Raw genomic sequence first — 21640 nt, forward strand, 5'->3', positions numbered from 1 at the left:
AGAGAATATAAAGTTTTTGGCGGATGTTCATCTGGGAAGAACGGCAAAGTATCTAAGGCTTTTGGGTTTCGATACGCTCTATTTCAAGCATATAGAGGACAACGATATTATCGATATTGCATTGAGAGAAAACAGAACAGTTTTGACAAAAGACAGAGAGCTTTGCAAAAGACTTGAAAACAGATGCTTTTATGTAAACTCCAAATTTCCCGAAGATCAGGTAAAAGAGATAGTAAAACATTTTGATCTTAAATCAAAGGCGAAACCTTTTACCAGGTGCATGGAAGACAACGCTCTTCTTGAACGAGTGGATAAAAGTGATATTGAAGAACAGTTGCCCGAAAAAGTCAGAGGTTTTTACGAAGATTTCAAGATATGCCCCGTATGCAAAAAGATTTACTGGCTCGGGTCACATTATGAGAGGATGAAAAAATTCATAGATTCTCTTCTAGGAGTCTGAAGGAGCTGCTATGTTCAAAAAAATAGTGTCTGTTCTCTTTTTTGGTATAATTCTGGCTTTTGCGGGAGTTGATATAAACAGTGCTTCTAAAAAAGAGCTGATAAAGCTTAAAGGTATAGGTCCTGCCAAAGCGAAAGCTATAATGAAATATAGAAGAAAGCAGAAGTTTGTAAAGATAGAAGATATTATGAATGTCAAAGGAATAGGGCCTAAAATATTCGAAAAGATAAAAGATGATATAGAGGTGGGCGAGTGAATATACTCATAACCGGTGGAGCCGGCTATATAGGCTCTCATGTGGCAAAGCAGATTTGTACTTATACAGATCATAACATAACGATTTTGGATAACTGCTCCACAGGTTTTGAGAGTACGGTACAAAAACTTCAAGAGCTCTTTGCCGGCCGGATAACTTTTATAAAGGCTGATCTGTCCGACTGGGAAATGATCGATGAAATCTTCAGGCTTAATAGATTCGACGCTGTTATACATTTTGCAGCAAGCCTTGTAGTTCCGGAATCTGTTGAAAATCCCCTCAAATACTATCTCAACAATACAGCCAATACTTCAAACCTTGTCAAAATATGTATAAAACAGGGTGTAAACAGATTTGTTTTCAGCTCAACTGCCGCAGTTTACGGAGAACCTGAGCTGCTAGAGGATGGTATAAGAGAAGAGTATGAGACCAGACCTATAAATCCTTACGGCAGAAGCAAACTGATGAGCGAATGGGTACTTGAAGATACGGCAAAAGCCTATAAAGATTTTAGATATATTGCCCTTAGATACTTTAATGTAGCCGGAGCGGATATATTCTATGAAAACTCAAAGCTTGCTCCAAGGATAGGGCAGTCCACGAAAAACGCCACACATCTTATAAAGGTGGCTGCTGAGACTGCACTTGGCAAAAGAGAGAAGATGTATATATTTGGAGATGATTATCCTACCCCGGATGGAACATGTATAAGGGACTACATCCATGTGGACGACCTCTCAAACGCCCATATATCTGCCCTAAATTATCTCTCTACTAACACTAACACTCACACTATATTCAACGTGGGTTACGGCAGGGGGTTCAGCGTAAAAGACGTGATAGAGACCATGAAAAGAGTCAGCGGCGTGAATTTTGCCGTGGAAATTGCGGACAGACGCCCCGGTGATCCGGCCATTTTGGTTTCAAACAGTGATAAAATCAAAGAAACGATAGGATGGAAAGCACAGTTTGATGACTTGGAGCTTATCTGCAAAAGTGCCCTTGAATGGGAGAAGAGACTATGAGACTTTATTATTAGACTATTATGTTTAAAAAGGAGAAAAGATTTAAATACTGGAGTTTAGCATTTCAGTTAACTTAAAATCCATGTTCGACTTTCTGAGCAAGCCACATTTTTATGATCGCTTGTCGGGAGACTCCCAGTTTTTTTGCTTCTTTGTCTATTTTTTCAACAAGCCATAAGGGAAAATCTATATTTATACGTTTTATTTGTAGATTCGGTTTTTTTATCTTTTTAAGATCCAAATCCTCTATTACAGACTCGTTCTCATCAAATTTTTTATCGAATTCAGCAGCTTTCATAAATTTGTATCTCCTCTTTTCTTGATCTTCTGACCGAAATTATCCTTATTTTGCCTTTTCTGTAGGTAATTACGGCACTCCAGAACTTCTGACCTATTTTTCCTATAACAACGAAATGCTGTTCATCAGTCGTTTTTGCCGGTATCTCTACTAAATCAGGATCGTTCCATAGTTTTTTGGCTTCTTCAAAATCTATGTTGTGTTTGATTTTGTTAGATCGGCTCTTGTTTTGGTCGTACTCAAAATTCATATAAAAATTATACCATATTTATATATATTTTGTATTATATTTAGATTTATGACTGATTTGAACATTTTTAATTCGTAATTATTTTTCATATCAAAACTTTATAGACTTTTGTCCAAGGATTGAGAATTACGGGCTCGAAAAGTTCTTTGTCATAATTTTCAAATACAAAAAGCTGTATATACACTGAGTTTAGCATCTCATCATCGACAACAAGAAAACTTTGATAACTTGAGAGATAAATTACTGAAAACGGAGCTTTTGGTCTTAGATGCTGAACATCTTTTACAATTTTTCCGCTTTTGGTATAGCCGATATTATAAAATGCTTTTATAGGCACTTTTTGTTTGCCTAGTATCAACATACCTCTTTTTTTGTCGATTTCAACTCCACGGCCAAGTATCGTTTTTTCTTTAGTGTCTTTAAAATATTCAGTATAGTACATAAAAGGATCAGATTTGCTTTTCCCTGTTAATAGATCGATATTGCTGAAAATTTTTATAGTAGGGAATATCTCCATCATTCTAAGAGGCAGATAGAGGTAAATTTCTCTCGTTTTTTCAGGCAGTTTTACATCGCCATATTTCAGCTCTTCCAGAAATTCGTTAGGATTTAACTGATTCTTTTTTCCATTTTGAAACAGCACATCGGCGACAGGAAAACTGTAAGATGCTACAAACTTTTCTCCATCCTTTTTTTCAAACAGAAACTCTTCCGGTATCTGCGAGATATCCATGTCCTCTTCTTTGTATTTTTTGTACCAGCTTATCTGTTCGCTGTATTTTTCAATGGCAATTCTTGACAATCTTGCCGCTTCGAGCTGAGAATCGGTAGAGAGGATCTCCGATACTATGAAATTATCGTGATGGTGTTTTCCTCCGTCTATAAGAGTGCATTTTTCTGCGTAAAACCAGATGGGATATCCGTAATCCCACCATGTTATCACGAAATCCTTTGAGGAGCCGGTAGATTTGAGCCTGTCGAGAACTTCAACCTCTTTTTTCATAAACACAGTAGGGACTCTGTACTCTACAATGTGCATTATATTAGGTATCAGCGCAAAGGCGCAAAAGCTAAGAGTCAAAACTTTTTTCAAAATTTCGTTTTTTATCCAAAAAAGTGCGACCCAAAACAGATAGGCGAGAGAAAAAGCCAGAAACGGAACAGCATATATGGTAAATCTGAGCCCGCCGGTTATCGCAGATAGGCCAAGACCCACCAGTATGATACTTAGCCAAAATGTTCTTTCTTTGAAAAGAAGCAGCAGATATCCTGCCATCGCTATCGTGAAAGTTATCAGATGGCCGCTGATCCTGTTTGCGAGCGTCTCAAACGGTATGCCGGAGGCTTCTCTGATAGTCTGCATTACTTTGTAGAAATGCAGCCCTTCCGTTTCGGTTCCATGTTTTAAAAAGTATGCAGATACCTTTTGCCATATTTGCACGAGAGCCCCACTCCATGCAAAGAAAATGACTATTGAGCCTATTGCGATATATTTTTCATATTTTTGCGGTATCAACTCTTTTTTTATCAAAATGAACAAAATGGGCAATATTATCAGTTTGAAAAGGAAGTATAACGGGAAAAGCGAAGCGTAAAGCATGGTAATGGACGGATAGAAAAACTTCTCTTTTCTGTAAAAAATGAAAATATATATGGTATATACGACAACCAGTCCGTACAAAACGTTTATGCCTGGAGAGTATAAAAAAGGATAGATACAGCTTGTCAAAGCGGCCCAGAAAGCTTGTTTGGGATCTTTCTTTTTTATAGATGAAAGTAGAAAATAAAATATAAACATAAGAACCGCGACACTAAACATATCAGTATCGTAGTATCCGAACATTGTGCGGTTGTAGTAGCTCCATGCCACAGAGGCAAAGATGGCTGCCATGAAGCCGACCCATGTTATGTTGTAGAGTCTGCCGATAAGTATCATCGGAACAACTATCAAAGATGATATGAGACCTGGCATATAAAGAAGAATCGTCTCCAGAGAAAAAGGAAGCAGTTTAGATAGAGCTGCAGTTACAAAAACCAGTCCTCTTTTGTACCATTCCGGAACCAAGGGATTGTATTCGTGCATACCGAAAAGCGCTTTTTGAACACCGCTTGCAAAAAAGTAGCCGTCATTGGTATTTATCATGATCTGGTTGTTCCAGAAAAATTCAGGGAAACCGGAAGCCCAGTATATCCAGTAGTATCTAAAGATTATAGAAATTATATATGCTATACTTATTAGTAGTATCAACTCTCTCTTTGTTACATTTTCGTATCCAAAATTGAACATTTTTGACACATTTTTTCCTTTACGAAAGATTAAGATTTTGATATTATATCAACATTTATATTTTGAAAGGTAGGCGGATGAGTGAAAAGGATACTAAATATATTCCAGTACAATATGTGCCGATGTCGTGTGAAGAAGATGAGATAGATCTTAGAGAGATTCTCAAAACTTTATGGAAACATAGAGTATTTATTTTGCTGTTTACTCTTTTTATGACAACCGCTGCGGTCGTTTATGCTTTCATGGTTACCCCCGTGTACGAGACAAAAGCGGATATTCAGGTTGGATATGTTAGCAACAGCAACAGCAACAGCAACAGCAACAGCAACAGCAACAGCAACAGCAAAATTTATCTAATAGAGCCAAATGCTGCGAAAATTTTCATACACAACAACTTCGCAGTAACAGAGAATAAAAATCTTGCATACCCCAAAGTGGATGTAAATTTCGTCAAAAAGACGGATGATATACTTAGTCTGAAAATCATGGATATTTCCAACGATTCTGGCAAAAGATACCTTGACAAAATATTGGAAGCTATAAAAAAAGAGGAAGAGAGGAAACTGAACTCTTTTGTAGAAAATGTAAACTCTCAAATCGAGATACTGAAAAAACAGAAAACAGAATATAAAAAACAGCTTCAAATGTTTGAAACTCAGCTAAAAGAGGTAAAAGACCCGGTAATGTATCAGGCGCTTTTGAATAACATAAAAGATTATCAAAAAGATATACTGAATATCGAATTGAAAATTGATTCTTTAAAATCAAAAATCTCTCCCGCAAATATCACCAGAACCCATGTGATAGGCAAAGTGATTCAAAACGACCATCCTATAAAGCCAAAGAAAAAACTTATCGTTACAGTAGCTTTTGTAACTGGATTGATTTTGTCGATCTTTTTGGTCTTTTTTATGGAGTTTGTAAAGAGTTTTAAAGAAGAGAGATGATTGTTCTTGGTGACAGATACAAGTTCGTTCCAACAGAGATAGAAAAACTCAAAAAAAGATTTAAAAATACTGAGTTAATCAAATATAACGACCGATACCCGGAAGAGACAATAGAGTTTTTTGAGGAAAAAATAGCAAATAACGAATGCAAATTGATAGTTCTGAACGCAAGAGATAAAATCGATGACGAACTTTTGAAATATCTCACAAATCTTGAGCTAAAAGGCGTAGATTTTATTACGATCGAGCACTTTCTGGAAAAATATCTTCACAAATGCTATATCCCTGAAGATAACAGCGATATAAGTTTTTTGGAAAGTATCAAGCCATTTAATACCTTTCAGTATATTCAAAAAAGATTTATAGACTTTATTATATCCCTCCCTTTAGCCATTATAACTTCACCCATTATGCTTTACTGTGCTTACAGGATCAAAAAAGAGTCTCCTGATGGACCAGTTTTTTTCAAACAGACGAGAGTCGGAGCCAAAGGCAAAAAATTTATCTGCTATAAATTTAGAAGTATGAGAACAGATATAGATTTTTTCCATCCATATACCCAGGAAAATGATCCGAGAATTTTCCCCTGGGGAAAGATTATGAGAAAAATGCGTATAGACGAGCTTCCACAGCTTTTTAATGTTTTAAAAGGAGAGATGCATCTTATAGGTCCCAGAGCCGAATGGGACAAGTTGGTAGAGAACTACGAAAAAGAGATACCTTATTATAATGAAAGGCATCTCGTAGCTCCTGGTATAACAGGCTGGGCACAGGTAAACTACCAGTATGGAAGCAACATCGAAGATACCAAACAAAAACTTATGTACGATCTTTATTATATAAAGTATTGGAATATTTGGCTTGAGATTAAGACTATTTTTAAGACTATATTGGTTATGGTAGGTAAAAAAGGATTATAAAATATCTTTTATTGCCTCCATGTATTTTTCAATAACAATTTTTTCATCAAATTCTTTTATTACTTTTTCTCTACCTTTTTTACCCATAGTTTTTCTTTCTTCTTCACTTAAATTTAATATCTTTTCCATTTTATCTGCTAAATCTATAGAGTCTTTTACATTACACAAAAAACCATTCACTCCATCCTCAACCACTCCTTTACAACCGGGCACATTTGTAGTTACTATAGGCTTTTCTATAGCTGCAGCCTCAAGCAAAGTTCTTGAAGTTCCCTCTCTATAACTTGGTAATACAATACAATCAGTATATGCTATTTTTTCTTTTATATTGTCGGTAGTTCCTAAATATTTAATTATTTTTTCTTTTTCCCATTCTAAAATTTTTTCTTTTGGGATAGCAGTTGGATTATCTATGCCAATAGCACCAAGAAGTAGAAATTCTACATTTTTATATTTGAGTTTTATGATTTTAGCCGCTTCAATATATTCTCCTATCCCCTTATCCCAAAGCATTCTTGCAATTAATAAAAATCTAAATATATTGTCTTTTTTCTCGGTTTTTAGAGGTTGAAACTTTTCTGTATCTATTCCGCTTCCTGGTAGAACATCATGGTTTTTTACTAAATTTAATTTTACAAATATTTCTTTATCATCATAATTTTGAAAAAAAACAAAAGAGTTTTTAAAAGCTAATTTATACATGGATTTAACCATTTTTGTAACAAAACTTTCTTTTATAAAAACCGTTCCTAGTCCCGTTACATTATTTATGACAGGTATATCTAACAGATTACAAGCAAAATTTCCATAAATATTAGATTTAATAGTAAAGTGTAAAGCAATATCCGGTTTTAATTTTTTATATAATTTATAATATTGCTGAAAGGTTTTTAAGTCATTTATTGGGTTTGTTCCTTTATTGTCTATAAAAATGTCATAATACTTACATCCTATTTTAATTAATTCGTGACTATATTTATCTTTTGGTGCAACAACAATTACTTCATAAAATTTTAATAGTTCTTTTACAAGACCTAATCTATAATTATAAATACTCCAAGAAGTATTGCTACTTAAAATTATCCTTTTCAAATAAAACCCTCTTATATTTTTCTATAATCTTATCTACTGAAAAAACTTTTGCTCTTTGCAAAGATAAATATTTATATCTGTTATAAAGCTCTTTATTTTCTATAAGAAAATTAACAGCTTTCGATAGTTTTTCAACATTACCTATAGGAAATAGTATTCCATATTTAGCTATTTCAATATCATCATTAAAGCCTAACTGCTTATTAATATCACTATGAGGTGCTAAAATTTCTCTTGGACCGCTTAAGCAATCGCTGCTAACCACCGGTAATCCACAGGCTAATGCTTCAACTATTACATTTGGGAAACCCTCCGTCTCACTTGTATGTATGAAAATATCGCATTTTGAAATATATTTAAAAGGATTTTCAACCTGTCCTATAAAATGTACTCTTTTTTTCAATCCTAAAGCTTTGGATAAATTTTTAATATTTTCTTTTTCCTTTCCGTTTCCTATAAACAGAATCTCTACATTTTGAGGTAAATATTTTAAAGCTCTTACCACATCCTTATTTCTTTTTAATTTAATCAACCTTCCAACAGAAACTAAATAGATTTTACTCTCATCAAAACCAAAATCAACTTTTTCATTCGATAAGTTTTTTATTTTTTCTATTTCATACGGATTATTTATAATATATTGTTTATTTTGAAAATTTATAAACTTATTTACATCATTTTTCATTCCAAAAGATTTCCAAATAACAACATCTGCTTTAGGATAAAGATACTTAACTAGTAGTAGATTTATTTTTCCTGAAAAACCTTCCTTTTTGTATCTACTAACTACACTATTGCTAACAATTTGGACTTTATGTTTAGAACCTAAAATTTTTGCCAATATATTTACAAAATTTGCTCTATAAATATGACTTTGAATTAAATCAATATTGTCTTTTTTTATATAATTTTTTAATTTCCAAGCAAAAATGGGAAGATATAGCATTTTTTTTACACCGCTTTCATTTCCAGTTAAATTGCTTAGATATGTAACTTTAACTTCTTTTGGCAATTTATAAAAATTATTCTTTTCAAGGCAAATTACCTCGGTTTCACAACCTTGTCTTGCCAGTTCATTTATAATTACATTTAAAACCTTTTCAGCTCCACCTGATGAAAAAGAATTTATGAGAAATGTTACTTTATACAAAACAAAGTCCTATAAAATTTTTCTTTATAAAACAAAGCCAAGAAACCTATACTTTCGAATAAAATTAAATATGGAGTAATTTGAATTCTATGCCTTGGTCCCTGCAGTTCAGAAAATGAACCATAAAACACTATAACAATCAATAAGACAAAACTAATTAAATAGAATATTTGTGTATTTATTCTCCTGAAAATCCAATAACCATATAAAAGAAAAGGGAAAAACATCCAATGCAAGATGGATGAAAAATATAAAAACTGATAAGATTCTTCCAAATTAAACGGCATAGGTGTCAGTAAGAATCTAACAGTACCTATTATAGGATTTGAAAAAAACGACATAAATAAATTCCAGTAATGAGGAAAAAAATTGATTATTGCAGCTATTAATAAAAAAGGAATGGAAAAAAACAGAAAAAATCCCACCACTTTTAAGTTGAAATTTTTAATAGTTTTGAGTTTTATAAATATTTTATATAGAAGATATGAAATAAATATCAAATAAGGCAAATAGAATCGTAAAAAAGTCAAAATAACCACACTTATGAAAATATAAATTAAAGGAACGATCTTTTTTTTATTTTCTATTTTGATCAAATTATATAAAATAACCAAAAACAGGAACTGTGCTAAAAAATCTTTTATATTTATTATGCTGCTCCAAAACAGTGTATCCCAATGTATCAAATAAAAAACTGCAATTAAAAGTGATATTTTTTTAGAAAACTTCAACAAAAGAAGAAAGTTATATAAAATCCAAGAAATGAAATAGGTTAATATTATATTTAATGCTACAGGAGAAAAATAATTATTACCGAAAACATTAAATGCAGCTACATTATATAATTGATAAACAATATGTTTGGTTGAGAAAAAATTAACCAGATCATTGGGATTAAAAATCAAAGTAAACAGCGTTTTATTTTGATTAATGATATCTTCAGTCTGTTTTAAATAACTCCAGTCATCAAGAAGCGTAAATGTTCCATCAAAAAAAAGATAGAAATAGATAAAGAAAAATGTGGTTTTAATAGATGCGATAAAAAATGAAATATATATATTTTTAGAGTAAATAAAAACAACAGTTACACCAAAGATGAATATAACAAGACTTATAAAAAACAGATTGTCGGGATTATAAAACTCCATCAGATGTTTTCCAATACCTTTTCATATCTTTTTATAATTTCTTTTATTTCAAATTTTTCTTTTACAAGATTTTTAATTAATAAACTATTCCATTTTAATTGTATTGATTTTTTTATTGCAATAGCTAATTGTTCTGTATTCTCACACTCAACTAAAAAACCATTTAATCCATCTTTTATAATTTCTCGAGTTCCTCCGAGACAATTAAATGCAACTACAGGTAGTCCGCATGCATTCGCTTCCAATAAAACATTTGGAAAGCCTTCATATTTTGAAGTCAATATAAATAGATCAGCTTGAGCCATATATTTATATGGATTTTTCTTAAAACCTTTAAACGTTATTCTATCTTCTATACCAAGATTTTTTGTCAGCATTAAAAGGTTTTCTTTTTCTTCTCCATCGCCTATTACTGTTAAAAAGAATTTTTCATCTAATTTTACAAAAGCTTTTAAAAGAAGATCATAACCTTTTACCTTATCCAATCTTCCCACAGCCAAAAGATTTATCTTGTCATTATTAAATAATTTTTCGCCAGTTTTAGCTGATTTATCAATTTTATCAAAATCTATTGGATTGTTAATAACCACCATCTTTTTATCTGGAATATTATAATTTTTAATAAGATCACTTTTCATAAAGTTTGATTGACAGATGATAAGATCAAAATTTTTATAAAAATTTTTATATAAAAAATCAAATAGATTAGGGTGTTTTTCCTGCTGATTTTGAACGGAAACTATACTCGATTCCCTGGCAATAAATTTTACCTTTTTACTAAATATGGGCTTAATAATCGATATCAAAAGATTCAAATATCCCAATGTAGAAAATACAATATCCGGTTTTTTCTGTTTTATCAAATAAATTATTTTAAAAATTGAATATCTTGCCTGTTTTACATCTAAATCGATTATTTCTATATCTCTTGGTAAATCATCCAAATATTTACCTTCTTTTCTTAATAAAGCTAATAAAATCTCAAACTTGCTTCTATCCAAATGATTTAATATTATTGATATTACTCTTTCACTACCTCCCCCTCTCATAGAAGGCACGATAAAAAAAATCTTCTTTTTCATTTTTTTAAATTGTCCTTTATATACATTAAAAAAGCCACTGGAAAAATAAAAGGTAATAAAAGTTTATTTTGAATTTTTATACATCCAAAAAATAATTCTTTATTATAAAATGAAAATCTCAAACAATTTATCATAAATTTAATCTTATACTTTAATGGGATTGGTAAATTAAATTCTTTATAATAGTTATATATTGTACCATTTGGATTATTAATCATTAACTGAATAGCATTTGAAGATAAAGAGTCTTCATTAATCTCATAAATTCTTAAAGGTTCATTTATATATCTCGTTATATAAAATTTTGAAACTTCAAACCAAACACTACTTTTAGGAATAAAATTTTCTCCCTCAAATTCTTTAAAAGGAAATCTTTTTAAAACATCTGTTCTTTGAAATCCCCACTTTTTACCTTTAATTTTAAAAATAAAGGTAGTTTCAAAACTATTAGAATCAAAAATATCTTTTGGATATTTATCTCCTATAATATTTCCATTTTTATCTATACAAAGACCTGTTACTGCTGAGAAATTCTCTTTTTCATTATCTGGAATTAAATCCCAATAATATTTCAATTTTTCCAAAGCATCAGGTAAAAATCTATCATCACTATCTGCTGTTAAAAAAAATTTTCCTTTTGCTTCTTTTACGCCTTTATTAAAAGCTCTATGTTTTCCTCCATTCTCTTGATAGATATATCTAATAGGGAAATTACTTTTTTTAAACTCTTCTACCACTTCTTTTGTATTATCTTTACTTCCATCATCTACAATCAACCATTCAAAATCCATTAAAGTCTGAGATTTTAAACTTTCAAATACTCTGTGTATTAAATGAGCTCTGTTATAAGTTGGCGTAAAAACAGTAAAAGTATATTTATATTCCATTACATCCACCTTTCATACCACATCTCAAATATTAAAATAAACCAAAGCCTCTGTACGTTTTCTTTATTGCCTTGTAGATAGCTATCTCTAAGCTTTAAAACCTCTTCGGAAACAAATATACCTTCCTTTTCAAGTCTATTTTTATCCAAATAAGTTAAAAAGTATTTTTTTAATTCATCTCTAAACCATTCCACTATCGGAACACCAAAACCCATTTTCGGTCTGTCCATCATCTCTTTTGGCAAATATTTATGAACAATCTGTTTTAAGAGCCATTTTTTTTCGCCATTTTTAATTTTCAAGTTAGAGGGCAACTGAGCAACGAACTCTATAATTCTATGATCAAGCAAAGGTTCTCTTCCTTCCAAACTTATACTCATAGTCGCTCTGTCTACTTTAGTCAAAATATCATCCACCATATATGTTTTATAATCGATGGCCAGCATCTGATCTATATCATCATTATTTTGATTTAGTAAATTTATTAAATCAAAATTTGTCTGGATATATCTTGGTTCATTTTTCAATAACTTTTTTAACTCTTTAAGTGTAAAATGTTGGCTTGTATACTGCATAGCTTTTGATGAACTGTTTGATTTTAAAATATTTTTAACTTTTTCGTACCTTGTTTTATAATTGTATGTTTTATTAAATACCGGTATAAAATCTGGGTTTACATAATTCATCAGTTTTGAAATGATTGGTAAAGAAAAAGAGGGGAATTGTTTAAAGAAATTATAATATTTCAAAGAAGTGTTATATTTTCCATAACCTCCGAATATCTCGTCTCCACCATCGGCACTTAAACTTACCGTAACTTTTTCCCTTGCTAATCTACTAACAAGAGTTGTGGGGATTGCACTACTGTCACCAAAAGGCTCATCATATATTTCCGGCAATAAAGGAATTATTTCTACTGCATCTTTTTGAGTGCAGTAATATTCAGTATGATCTGTTCCAAGATAATTTGCAACTTCTTTTGCATAAGGCGCTTCATCATACCCTTTTTCATAAAATCCTATTGTAAAAGTTTTAATCTTTTCCGTTTTTTCACTTTGTAAAAGTGCAGTTACTGCACTGCTATCATATCCGCCGCTTAAAAACATTCCCACTGGAACATCAGAAACCATCCTATATTCAAAAGCAGATTTTAAAAGCTTTTCTGTTTCGTTGATTGCTTCTTTTGTATCAATAGAAAGTTTTGGTTTATTATAAAAATCAAAAATATTCCAATACTGTTTTTCCTCAATTTTTTTTTGTTTTAAATCAATTTTTAAATAATATCCCGCTTTTAATTTCCTGGTCCACTTAAAAATCGAATATGGTTCCGGAATATATCCATATTGAAGGTATAAACTAAGACTGTCTAAATCTATCTCTTTTTTAAATAAAGGATTTTTATGGAAAGACTTTAATTCACTTGAGAACATCAATAAATTATCTTTAAAATAATAATAAAGAGGTTTAACGCCAGCTCTATCTCTGATTAAAACGACTTCTTGCTCTTTTTTATCATAAATTGTTATTGCAAACATTCCTATAAATTTATAAATCGCCTCTATATTCCATCTATGATAGGCTTTCAATATCACTTCTGTATCAGAATTTGATTCAAATGTATATCCATATTTTTCAAGTTCAGCTTTAATTTCTTTAAAATTGTAAATCTCTCCATTATAAACTATCTCCAAGTTTTCAAAACTCATAGGCTGATGACCATGTTTTGAAAGATCCAATATTGAAAGCCTCCTATGGCCAAGTCCAATATTTGCATTATTTAGATCATAAAAACTATATCCACTATCATCAGGACCTCTATGATGTAATACGTCGGTCATAATTTTTAAAACTAATTTATCTGATTTTTTATTAAAATCAATAAATCCCGCTATCCCGCACATTTACATACCTTCATTATTAATTACTGAATAAATCATGGTTTCCCATTCGTCAGCAATTTTTTTTACATCAAGTATTTCACTGATTTTTAAAGCATTTTGAGCCAACAAATCTCTTTTATTTTCATCGTCTATTAAACTTCTTATTGCTTTGCTTAATTCATCTACATTTCCATTCTTTACCAATATACCGTTTTCATTATTATTTATTATCTCGCTTGGTCCCGTTAAGCAATCAAATGCAACACAGGCACAGCCATATCCCATAGCTTCAACCAAAACGTTGGGAAAACCTTCCATTCTTGAAGATAGTACAAAAATAGATGCCCTTCTATAATAATCTTCAATATTTTTTTTCTTCCTATCAAAAAAACTTTATTTTCTAAATTTAGCTTTTTAATTAAATCTTGTAGATTTTTTCTCTCTTCACCTTCTCCAACAATAATCAATTTCCAATCTGTATCAATAGTTGAATAGGCTTTTAAAAGTCTATCGAATCCTTTATTGTAATCTATTCTTCCAACACCTAAAATAATATGTTTTTTTTTAAAAAAATTATTTTTTTTGGAATTTTTTATAAATAGCGGATTATATATTATTTGACAGTTTTTATGAAAATCATATTTTGATTTATCATATTTGGATTGAACGATCAATCCATCAGCGAAAGGATAAACAGCTCTTCTAAGAAATCTCCAAACTTTTGATTTTAGGAAATTATAATTACTTCTTTCAGAAACAATAATCTTTTTACCAACTAATTTTGAAGCAACAATAGATAAAATGTTAGTTCTCGTCAAAAAACTAATTATAATATCGGGATTCTCTTTTTTAATTGTTTTTGACAATACTTTTATTCTATTAAAATTATTTGACAAACCATCAATAAACGATTTTGCAGATTTAGATAAATTAAGACTTATTACTTTAACGTTTGAATCAATATCATAAAAAATTGTATCAGTTGATAATAAAACTATAGTTATTTCGTATTTTTTTACAAGATAATTGGCAAGTGTCACTAATACTCTTTCAGATCCACCGGTTCCAAGAGATGATATCACAAATAAAATTTTCATTATAAGCCATTATTTTTTTATAAATAAATTAAAAATTAAATTTTTTACACTTCTTGGATAAAAGAAGATTACTAAAGCATATTCATAATTTTTCAATATGTAACTAAACAATTCTTTTATAGCTTTATTGTTCTTTGATTTAAGCAATCCGATCAATACCATATATAAGTAATTTTTTATCATTCTTTTTTTCCATTTATACAAACTATCTCGGTCTATAATTTTTTGTTTGATTGCAAATTCATATGGAGTCAAAATATAGTCAAGGTTTTTGATTAAATCATTTAATTCTGCTTTTTGTGCAATAGACTGACTATGAACTCTATAAACAGATACGTGGTCTTCAATAAATCCGATTTTGCCTATTAAACTTAATTTTAAAAATTCTAACCAATCAGAGCTGTTTATATTTTTCTTAAAGACATCAAGTTTTTTTATTTCATTTACATTAAAAATAGTTGTGGCCAAAAAATAAACCAGTTGATTCAAATGGTAATTTAAAAACACATCTAATCCATTCATAATTTTAGGAAATTTCCTATTTATTTTAATTTTTATATTTTTATCCTCAAGATATTCTACTTGATTGGCATGAACAATCACCAAATCTTCAAATTTCATGATTAGTTTTACAGCTTTACTAATATAACTATTATCGATAAAATAATCATCATCTGACAATATAATGGCCCAATCACCGGAAATATATTCATATAAAGCTCTTCTCCAGTTGCCTGTCATTCCAAGATTTTTTTCATTTCTAAAATATTTGAATCTTTTATCAGACAAGTATTTTTTGACAACTTCTTCTGTCTTATCAGTTGAACAATTGTCTGAAACAACTATTTCAAGATTTGGATAATCTTGTGCTAAAGCACTCTCTATCGCCTGAACAAGATAGTCGGCTCTATTATAAGTAGGTATTATGATGCTAACTTTCGGTAACATTATATTCCTTGAGGATTTTTTTTGCAAACAAAACGTATAAAATCAGGTTGATTAACTGTGCAATAGTAGCAGCAACGGGTATAGAATATATTCCTATAATTTCTTTTAAAAAAAATGAAATAAAAAAATAGGTCACTATAAATATAGTATTTGTAGTTATAAAGATTTTACTTCTTTTGGATGAAATACCTATCGGTGTTACAGAAGATTCTAAAGTTAAAATAAAATACCAAACTGACAGAAAAAGAAACATCATTTCAATCATCCAAATATTTTGCGTTGTAAGTTTTGATGATAAAATCGGTAAAATATAAGGAATAATCAAAAAAACTATCACTGAAAAAACTACATACAAAATCAGTACAATTTTTAGATACTGTATTGCTGATTTTTTAATTTCATCGTATTTTTTGTTAGAAAAAAGCTTTGATACTTTTACAACAAAAACCCTATGCGACGGACCTGTTGTAAGAGAGTAAACGATTTGTATCAATCTTTGGGCATAGTAAAATATAGATGCGTAACTACTTGGTAAAACTGCCAAAATATTACTTGTAATAGGCGTAAATAAAAGATTATGAATATTGTGTCCGAATCTCATTGAAATACTGTTTTTTATAAAACTTGCTGCAAGCTTGTGCTTTAAAACAATATTAAAAGGCACATTAATATATTTAAAAATAAAATAGATACTAATAGATAATGATATTACGGTTCCTATTATTCTTGCTATTAATATCGGTTCAATATTATTTAGTTTAAATATCAAGGAATATATCAACATCAATAAAGTCATAAAACCGGGTATCATTTCTAAAATATAGGGAAGAGAAAAGTGCATTTCTGCATTTAAAAATCTGATATTGACATATAAAGCTAAATTAAAAATTCCACTAAAAACCAAAATTGTAACACTCTTTACAAGAAGGTCTCTTCTTTCTGGATCAATGCCAAATGCATATAGTTCCACCAGAAAGTTTCTAAAAATATAAAATATTAAGAACATAACAAGTCCTGTAGCTAAAGAGAAGAATAGTGAAAAATTATAAAATTTATAAGCATATTCATTACCGACGGTCTTAGCATCATTATAAAAATACATAAACTGTTCAACAAACATTAATTGCAATAAACTTATAGAAGAGAAAATTGCAATACTCATCAAATAAACATCTGCTTTATAGGAAACACCAAATAGTTTTAATAAAATAACAGAGTTTAATATACTTATTAATATCTGTATCAGAACAAGAAAATTATATTTTATTTTAAACATCAATGATTTTTTACAAACTCTTGTATTTTTTCAATCATATACTCAATTGCTTCGTCTTTTATTCCGGGATAAACTCCCAACCAAAAACTATCTCTCATAATTTTATCTGTGTTTTTAAGATCACCGATAATTTTGTAATCCTTACCTTTTTCTAAAGATTCAAACATAGGATGTCTTATCATGTTTCCTGCAAAAAGATTTCTTGTTTGTATATTATGCTCTTCCAAATATTTAACAAGCTCATTTCTGTTAAACCCTACATTATCTTTTAATGTGATTAAAAACCCGAACCAGCTAACGTCACTGTCTCTTTGAGGTGTAACCAGTACAAACTTATCAATATTTTTCAATCCCTCATATAATTTTTGCCAATTCTTCTCTCTTTTTTTTATAAAATAAGGAAGTTTATCAAGTTGAGCAACACCGATAGCAGCCTGCATATCGGTTATTTTAAGGTTAAAACCAAAATGACTGTAAACATATTTATGGTCATAGCCTTTAGGAAGAGAGCCAAATTGTTGTGAAAATCTATGACCACATGTATTATCTACTCCGCTTTCGCACCAACAATCCCTTCCCCAATCTCTAAGACTAAGCATAATCTTTTTTAAAAGAGGATCGTTAGTATAAACTGCTCCACCCTCTCCCATAGTAATATGATGTGGAGGATAGAAACTGCTTGTTCCTATATCTCCCCAAGTACCGGTATATTTTCCTTTATACCTGCTTCCCAAAGCATCACAGTTATCTTCTATTAACCAAAGATTATATTTATCACAAATATTTTTGACTCTCTCAATATCAAAAGGATTCCCTAACGTATGAGCTATCATTATAGCCTTCGTTTTAGGAGAAACTGCCTTTTCAATTTCGTTTGGATCAATATTGAAAGTATCAAGCTCCATATCCACAAAAACAGGTATTGCACCAAATTGAACTATAGGCGCAACTGTAGTCGGAAAGCCAGCAGCAACTGTAATAACTTCATCACCTCTTTGAATTTGCCTATCTTTAAGCAGAGGTGACGTCAAAGCGAAAAAAGCCAATAGATTTGCACTGCTGCCGCTATTTACACTTAAAACATATCTAACACCTAAAAAATCTGCCAATTTTGCCTCAAACTCTTTTGCATATTTTCCAAAAGTTAACCAAAAATCCAAACCACTTTCAATCAAATTTATCATTTCATGTTCATCAAATATACGTCCTGCATAATTAACTCGAGATTGTCCTGGAATGAACTCTTTTTCCTGTTCTGGTTTATGAACACTTTTGTAATATTCAACTATCTTCTCAAATATCTCTTTTTTTAATCTATCTTTCATTATTTTTTCCTCAATGTTTTTTTGATAGCTTCTTTTAATTTGTATTTTTGATTCCAACCGGGTACACTTTGTCCTAAATTATAAGGAACCATAACCTCTCTTTTTCTATAATTTCTTCCCCCCCAGTTTATACCAAGTTTAGTACCTGTAACCTCTTCAAAAATTTTTGCCAACTCTTTTAAGGAAACTTTTTTACTGTTTGTTACTACAAACTCTTTTTCATTAAGTTCACATGATTCATTGGAGTTTAAAAGTTCAATCAACTTCAAATAAGCTTCAACTACATCCTCTATATAACTTATATCTATTATTTGCTCTCCTGGAGACATATCTATTGTGTCCCCACTTTCTGCAATTTTTTGCCATAAACTAAAAATTTTTTTTCGTGTATCGTTTGGACCAAATGTATCATTTAGTTTTATAGTAGTAAAAATCATATTTGAGGTTTCTGTGTAGTATTTTGCAATTTTTTGAAAAGCTTCTTTTGTTGCTGCATATAAATTTACAGGATTGTATTCTTCGTTATTAAAATTTTGCCAAAATGTACCGGTATTTATAAACCATTTTACTTTAGTTTGTTTGCTCGCTTCCAAAAGCTCTGTACCGAATAAGATATTTGAATATATTAAATTTTTTATATCAGTAGGTTTATGTTCAGACAGAAACATTGAAGCTAAATGAACAACTCCATCAAATTTTTGATCTTTAAAAAATACTAACAGATCTGAAATTTTTCCACTATAACGAAAAATTTTTATTTTATTATCCAATTGTGAAATATCGCTCCCTTCTCTAACAATTGCATAGACATCATGATACTCTATTAATTTTTTGCTTAAGTGTTTTCCTACAAATCCAGTAGCACCAGTTACCAATATTTTCATCAGGTATCTCCAAATTTAAATGGAGAAATAAATTCATTTAATGGAGGAAATGTTTTGTCTCTTTCTGATAAAATTGGATGATCTATTTTCCAATCATAACCGAAACTATCATATTTTATTCCTTTGTCACACTCTCTATCATAACTGCTGCTTTGCATATAAACAACGATAGTATCATTTTCTATGCTTTTAAAACCATGGGCTAAACCAATAGGTATGATTAATGCTTTTCCATTCTCTTCATTTAACTCTATTTCAAAGTATTTTCCATAAGTAGGAGAACCTTTTCTTATATCGACAACTATATCGATTATGCGCCCTTTTGGTACATAAACCAACTTCAAATGTTCTTTTGGCGGTATCTGAAAGTGCATTCCTCTAATTACATCTTTTTTCGATATAGAATAGTAACTCTCTTTTATAGAAAAATTTATACCAAATTTTTGAAATGTTTCATTATTGAATATTTTCAAAAAAGACCCTCTGCTATCTATAAATTTTTTATTTTCAATTACTTTTAAACCATAAATAAAAGTATCATTGATTGTCATTATTCTCAATACTCCATTCAATATTCATTTTTTTTGCATCAAAAACATATTCTTCTAAATGTTTTTGTGTCAATATAATATTGTTTTCATAAAAATTTTTGTACCATTGTGCAGTTTTTTCAAAAGTTTTATCTTTATCCCAAACTGATTTCCAATTTAATTTAATATGAGCTTTACTGCAATCCAATTTTAGAAATTTTGCTTCATGTGGATGTTCAATATTTTTTTCATATTCATATTTTATTTTATTCCAATATCTTTGCATAGTTTTTATAACATTTTCTACGGTTATACTAACTTCGTTAGAAGGACCAAAATTCCACCCTTCGGCAAATTTTTTTTTGCCTTCTAATAGTTTTTGCCCTATTTGCAAGTATCCACTCAAAGGCTCCAGTATATGTTGCCATGGCCGTGTTGCATATGGATTTCTGATTTTTATTTTTTCATTTTTACTAACTGCTATCATGATATCAGTAATCAGTCTATCTTTTGCCCAATCTCCACCGCCTATTACATTACCGGCCCTGCATGAAGCCAGCAGCGTATTGTGCTTTATACCATAATCATCCAGATTAAAATATGAGTTTCGATAACTTGAAGTTAAAAGTTCTGCACAACCCTTTGATGAACTGTATGGATCATACCCGCCCATTGGGTCATTTTCTCTATACCCCCATATCCACTCTTTATTTTCATAACATTTATCACTTGTTATATTTACGATTGCTTTTACATTTGTTTTTCTGCAGGCCTCAAAAACTTTTAATGTTCCAATTACATTTGTCTCATATGTTTCAATAGGATTTTCATAAGACATAAGAACAAGCGGTTGAGCAGCCAAATGAAAAACTATATCAGGCTTAAATTTATTAAAGACACTATCTAATTTTTCCTGGTCCCGTATATCTCCAATAATTGAAACAATTTTTAAATTTAATAATTCAAAATGATTAGGCTTTGTCGGTGGTTCCAATGAATATCCGACAACATTTGCTCCTAATTGTTTTAACCAAAAGCTAAGCCATGAACCTTTAAAGCCTGTATGTCCGGTTACTAAGACGGTTTTGTTTTTATAAATTCCGCCAAAAAGATTTTGCATTACCACACTTTCCATGGAGCATTTCCGGACTCCCAAAGCTTTTGAAGTTCTCTCTTGTCCCTTAGTGTATCCATTGGTTTCCAGAAACCGTGATGTTTGTATGTATACATTTTCCCATCTTTTGCAAGATTTTTCAATGGGTCTTGTTCAAATACTGTTTTATCACCATCTTTTATATAATTAAATATTTCCGGTTCACATACAAAAAATCCCGCATTAATCCAATTACCATCACCTTTTGGCTTTTCCAAAAAGTTTATTACTTTGTTATTTTTATCAACATTTAACGCACCAAATCTACCTTCCGGCTGTGCTGAAGTGACTGTTATGGCACCATCATGAGCATTGTGAAACTCCAATAAATTTTTGATATCAATATTGCCAACTCCATCTCCATAAGTTAACATGAATGGTCTATTACCAATATAGTTTTGAGCCCTTTTAATCCTTCCTCCAGTCATTGTATCATTACCAGTATCAATTAAGGTAACTTTCCATGGCTCACTACTATTGTTATGGACTTCTAATTCATTTGTTTGTAAATTTATAGTTACATCACTTTGATGCAAAAAATAGTTTGCAAAATACTCTTTTATATAATACCCTTTATAGCCAAGCAATATTAAAAAATCATTAAAACCGTAATAGGAATATATTTTCATTATATGCCATAAGATAGGTTTGCCACCAATTTCAACCATTGGTTTAGGTTTTAATTCGGTCTCTTCACTTAATCTTGTTCCAAACCCACCTGCCAATATGAGTACTTTCATTTTCA

General features: G+C 30.4%; 21 protein-coding genes and 1 pseudogene. 5 read left to right on the forward strand and 17 right to left on the reverse strand.

Annotation, left to right across the window (positions count from 1 at the left end; genetic code table 11):
- The first annotated feature begins 16 nt into the window (after positions 1-16).
- Genes EPR_RS01190 through galE form a run of 3 tightly spaced genes read left to right on the forward strand, consistent with a single transcriptional unit; the run spans position 17 to position 1741 of the window.
- Positions 17-460 carry a Mut7-C RNAse domain-containing protein gene (locus tag EPR_RS01190; protein WP_234697142.1) on the forward strand — a complete coding sequence of 148 codons (444 nt, stop codon included), beginning with the start codon at positions 17-19 and terminating at the stop codon, positions 458-460.
- A 10-nt stretch (positions 461-470) separates the two neighbouring features.
- Complete coding sequence (locus EPR_RS01195; RefSeq protein ID WP_200763248.1) at positions 471-716, forward strand: ComEA family DNA-binding protein; 246 nt, start codon at positions 471-473, stop codon at positions 714-716.
- Positions 713-1741 carry a UDP-glucose 4-epimerase GalE gene (gene galE, locus EPR_RS01200; protein WP_200763251.1) on the forward strand — a complete coding sequence of 343 codons (1029 nt, stop codon included), beginning with the start codon at positions 713-715 and terminating at the stop codon, positions 1739-1741. Before EPR_RS01195 ends, galE begins: the two co-directional genes overlap by 4 nt.
- Positions 1742-1814: 73 nt before the next feature.
- Here galE and brnA read toward each other — a convergent pair whose 3' ends face one another.
- From brnA to EPR_RS01215, 3 genes are all read right to left on the reverse strand, one after another.
- Complete coding sequence (gene brnA / locus EPR_RS01205) at positions 1815-2039, reverse strand: type II toxin-antitoxin system BrnA family antitoxin (protein ID WP_200763253.1); 225 nt, start codon at positions 2037-2039, stop codon at positions 1815-1817.
- On the reverse strand, positions 2026-2289 hold the full coding sequence (locus EPR_RS01210; protein ID WP_200763255.1) for a BrnT family toxin: 264 nt from the start codon (positions 2287-2289) through the stop codon (positions 2026-2028). The genes brnA and EPR_RS01210 overlap by 14 nt, the downstream gene beginning before the upstream one ends.
- An 85-nt stretch (positions 2290-2374) precedes the next feature.
- A complete protein-coding gene (locus EPR_RS01215) occupies positions 2375-4576 on the reverse strand; it encodes an STT3 domain-containing protein (protein WP_234697186.1) in 2202 nt (733 codons plus the stop codon).
- Between the two features lie 77 nt (positions 4577-4653).
- On the opposite strand from EPR_RS01215, the gene EPR_RS01220 reads away from it, so the two are divergent.
- Positions 4654-5523, forward strand: a complete 870-nt coding sequence (locus tag EPR_RS01220) for a Wzz/FepE/Etk N-terminal domain-containing protein (RefSeq protein ID WP_200763257.1) — start codon at positions 4654-4656, stop codon at positions 5521-5523.
- Complete coding sequence (locus tag EPR_RS01225; protein ID WP_200763258.1) at positions 5520-6443, forward strand: sugar transferase; 924 nt, start codon at positions 5520-5522, stop codon at positions 6441-6443. Before EPR_RS01220 ends, EPR_RS01225 begins: the two co-directional genes overlap by 4 nt.
- Here EPR_RS01225 and EPR_RS01230 read toward each other — a convergent pair.
- The 14 genes and pseudogenes from EPR_RS01230 to rfbF all read right to left on the reverse strand — a co-directional run bounded on the left by EPR_RS01230 (position 6438) and on the right by rfbF (position 21635).
- On the reverse strand, positions 6438-7535 hold the full coding sequence (locus EPR_RS01230) for a glycosyltransferase family 4 protein (RefSeq protein ID WP_200763259.1): 1098 nt from the start codon (positions 7533-7535) through the stop codon (positions 6438-6440). The two genes, EPR_RS01225 and EPR_RS01230, sit on opposite strands and share 6 nt — an antisense overlap.
- Positions 7513-8685, reverse strand: coding sequence for a glycosyltransferase (locus EPR_RS01235; protein WP_200763265.1), 1173 nt, complete (start codon positions 8683-8685; stop codon positions 7513-7515). Before EPR_RS01235 ends, EPR_RS01230 begins: the two co-directional genes overlap by 23 nt.
- On the reverse strand, positions 8673-9833 hold the full coding sequence (locus tag EPR_RS01240) for a hypothetical protein (protein WP_200763266.1): 1161 nt from the start codon (positions 9831-9833) through the stop codon (positions 8673-8675). The genes EPR_RS01235 and EPR_RS01240 overlap by 13 nt, the downstream gene beginning before the upstream one ends.
- The gene (locus EPR_RS01245; RefSeq protein ID WP_200763267.1) at positions 9833-10915 is read right to left on the reverse strand and encodes a glycosyltransferase; all 1083 of its coding nucleotides are present in this window, start codon (positions 10913-10915) and stop codon (positions 9833-9835) included. Before EPR_RS01245 ends, EPR_RS01240 begins: the two co-directional genes overlap by 1 nt.
- Positions 10912-11802, reverse strand: a complete 891-nt coding sequence (locus tag EPR_RS01250; protein WP_200763268.1) for a glycosyltransferase family 2 protein — start codon at positions 11800-11802, stop codon at positions 10912-10914. Before EPR_RS01250 ends, EPR_RS01245 begins: the two co-directional genes overlap by 4 nt.
- Complete coding sequence (gene asnB, locus EPR_RS01255) at positions 11802-13703, reverse strand: asparagine synthase (glutamine-hydrolyzing) (RefSeq protein ID WP_200763269.1); 1902 nt, start codon at positions 13701-13703, stop codon at positions 11802-11804. The genes EPR_RS01250 and asnB overlap by 1 nt, the downstream gene beginning before the upstream one ends.
- Positions 13704-14779, reverse strand: a pseudogene (locus tag EPR_RS01265) (glycosyltransferase family 4 protein).
- A gap of 9 nt (positions 14780-14788) precedes the next feature.
- Positions 14789-15727 carry a glycosyltransferase family 2 protein gene (locus EPR_RS01270; RefSeq protein WP_200763277.1) on the reverse strand — a complete coding sequence of 313 codons (939 nt, stop codon included), beginning with the start codon at positions 15725-15727 and terminating at the stop codon, positions 14789-14791.
- Positions 15711-17003 carry a lipid II flippase MurJ gene (locus EPR_RS01275; RefSeq protein WP_200763279.1) on the reverse strand — a complete coding sequence of 431 codons (1293 nt, stop codon included), beginning with the start codon at positions 17001-17003 and terminating at the stop codon, positions 15711-15713. The genes EPR_RS01270 and EPR_RS01275 overlap by 17 nt, the downstream gene beginning before the upstream one ends.
- Positions 17003-18331, reverse strand: a complete 1329-nt coding sequence (rfbH, locus tag EPR_RS01280) for a lipopolysaccharide biosynthesis protein RfbH (RefSeq protein WP_420827463.1) — start codon at positions 18329-18331, stop codon at positions 17003-17005. The genes EPR_RS01275 and rfbH overlap by 1 nt, the downstream gene beginning before the upstream one ends.
- Positions 18328-19212: an NAD-dependent epimerase/dehydratase family protein gene (locus tag EPR_RS01285; protein WP_200763282.1), complete on the reverse strand. Its 885-nt coding sequence runs from the start codon at positions 19210-19212 to the stop codon at positions 18328-18330. The genes rfbH and EPR_RS01285 overlap by 4 nt, the downstream gene beginning before the upstream one ends.
- Positions 19212-19763 carry a dTDP-4-dehydrorhamnose 3,5-epimerase family protein gene (locus EPR_RS01290; RefSeq protein ID WP_200763284.1) on the reverse strand — a complete coding sequence of 184 codons (552 nt, stop codon included), beginning with the start codon at positions 19761-19763 and terminating at the stop codon, positions 19212-19214. Before EPR_RS01290 ends, EPR_RS01285 begins: the two co-directional genes overlap by 1 nt.
- Positions 19750-20877, reverse strand: a complete 1128-nt coding sequence (gene rfbG / locus EPR_RS01295) for a CDP-glucose 4,6-dehydratase (protein WP_234697144.1) — start codon at positions 20875-20877, stop codon at positions 19750-19752. Before rfbG ends, EPR_RS01290 begins: the two co-directional genes overlap by 14 nt.
- Complete coding sequence (gene rfbF / locus EPR_RS01300) at positions 20862-21635, reverse strand: glucose-1-phosphate cytidylyltransferase (RefSeq protein WP_200763295.1); 774 nt, start codon at positions 21633-21635, stop codon at positions 20862-20864. The genes rfbG and rfbF overlap by 16 nt, the downstream gene beginning before the upstream one ends.
- Positions 21636-21640: the final 5 nt, after the last annotated feature.

It is taken from the genome of Nitrosophilus alvini, from assembly GCF_015100395.1.
GTDB classification, from domain to species: Bacteria; Campylobacterota; Campylobacteria; order Campylobacterales; family Nitratiruptoraceae; genus Nitrosophilus; species Nitrosophilus alvini.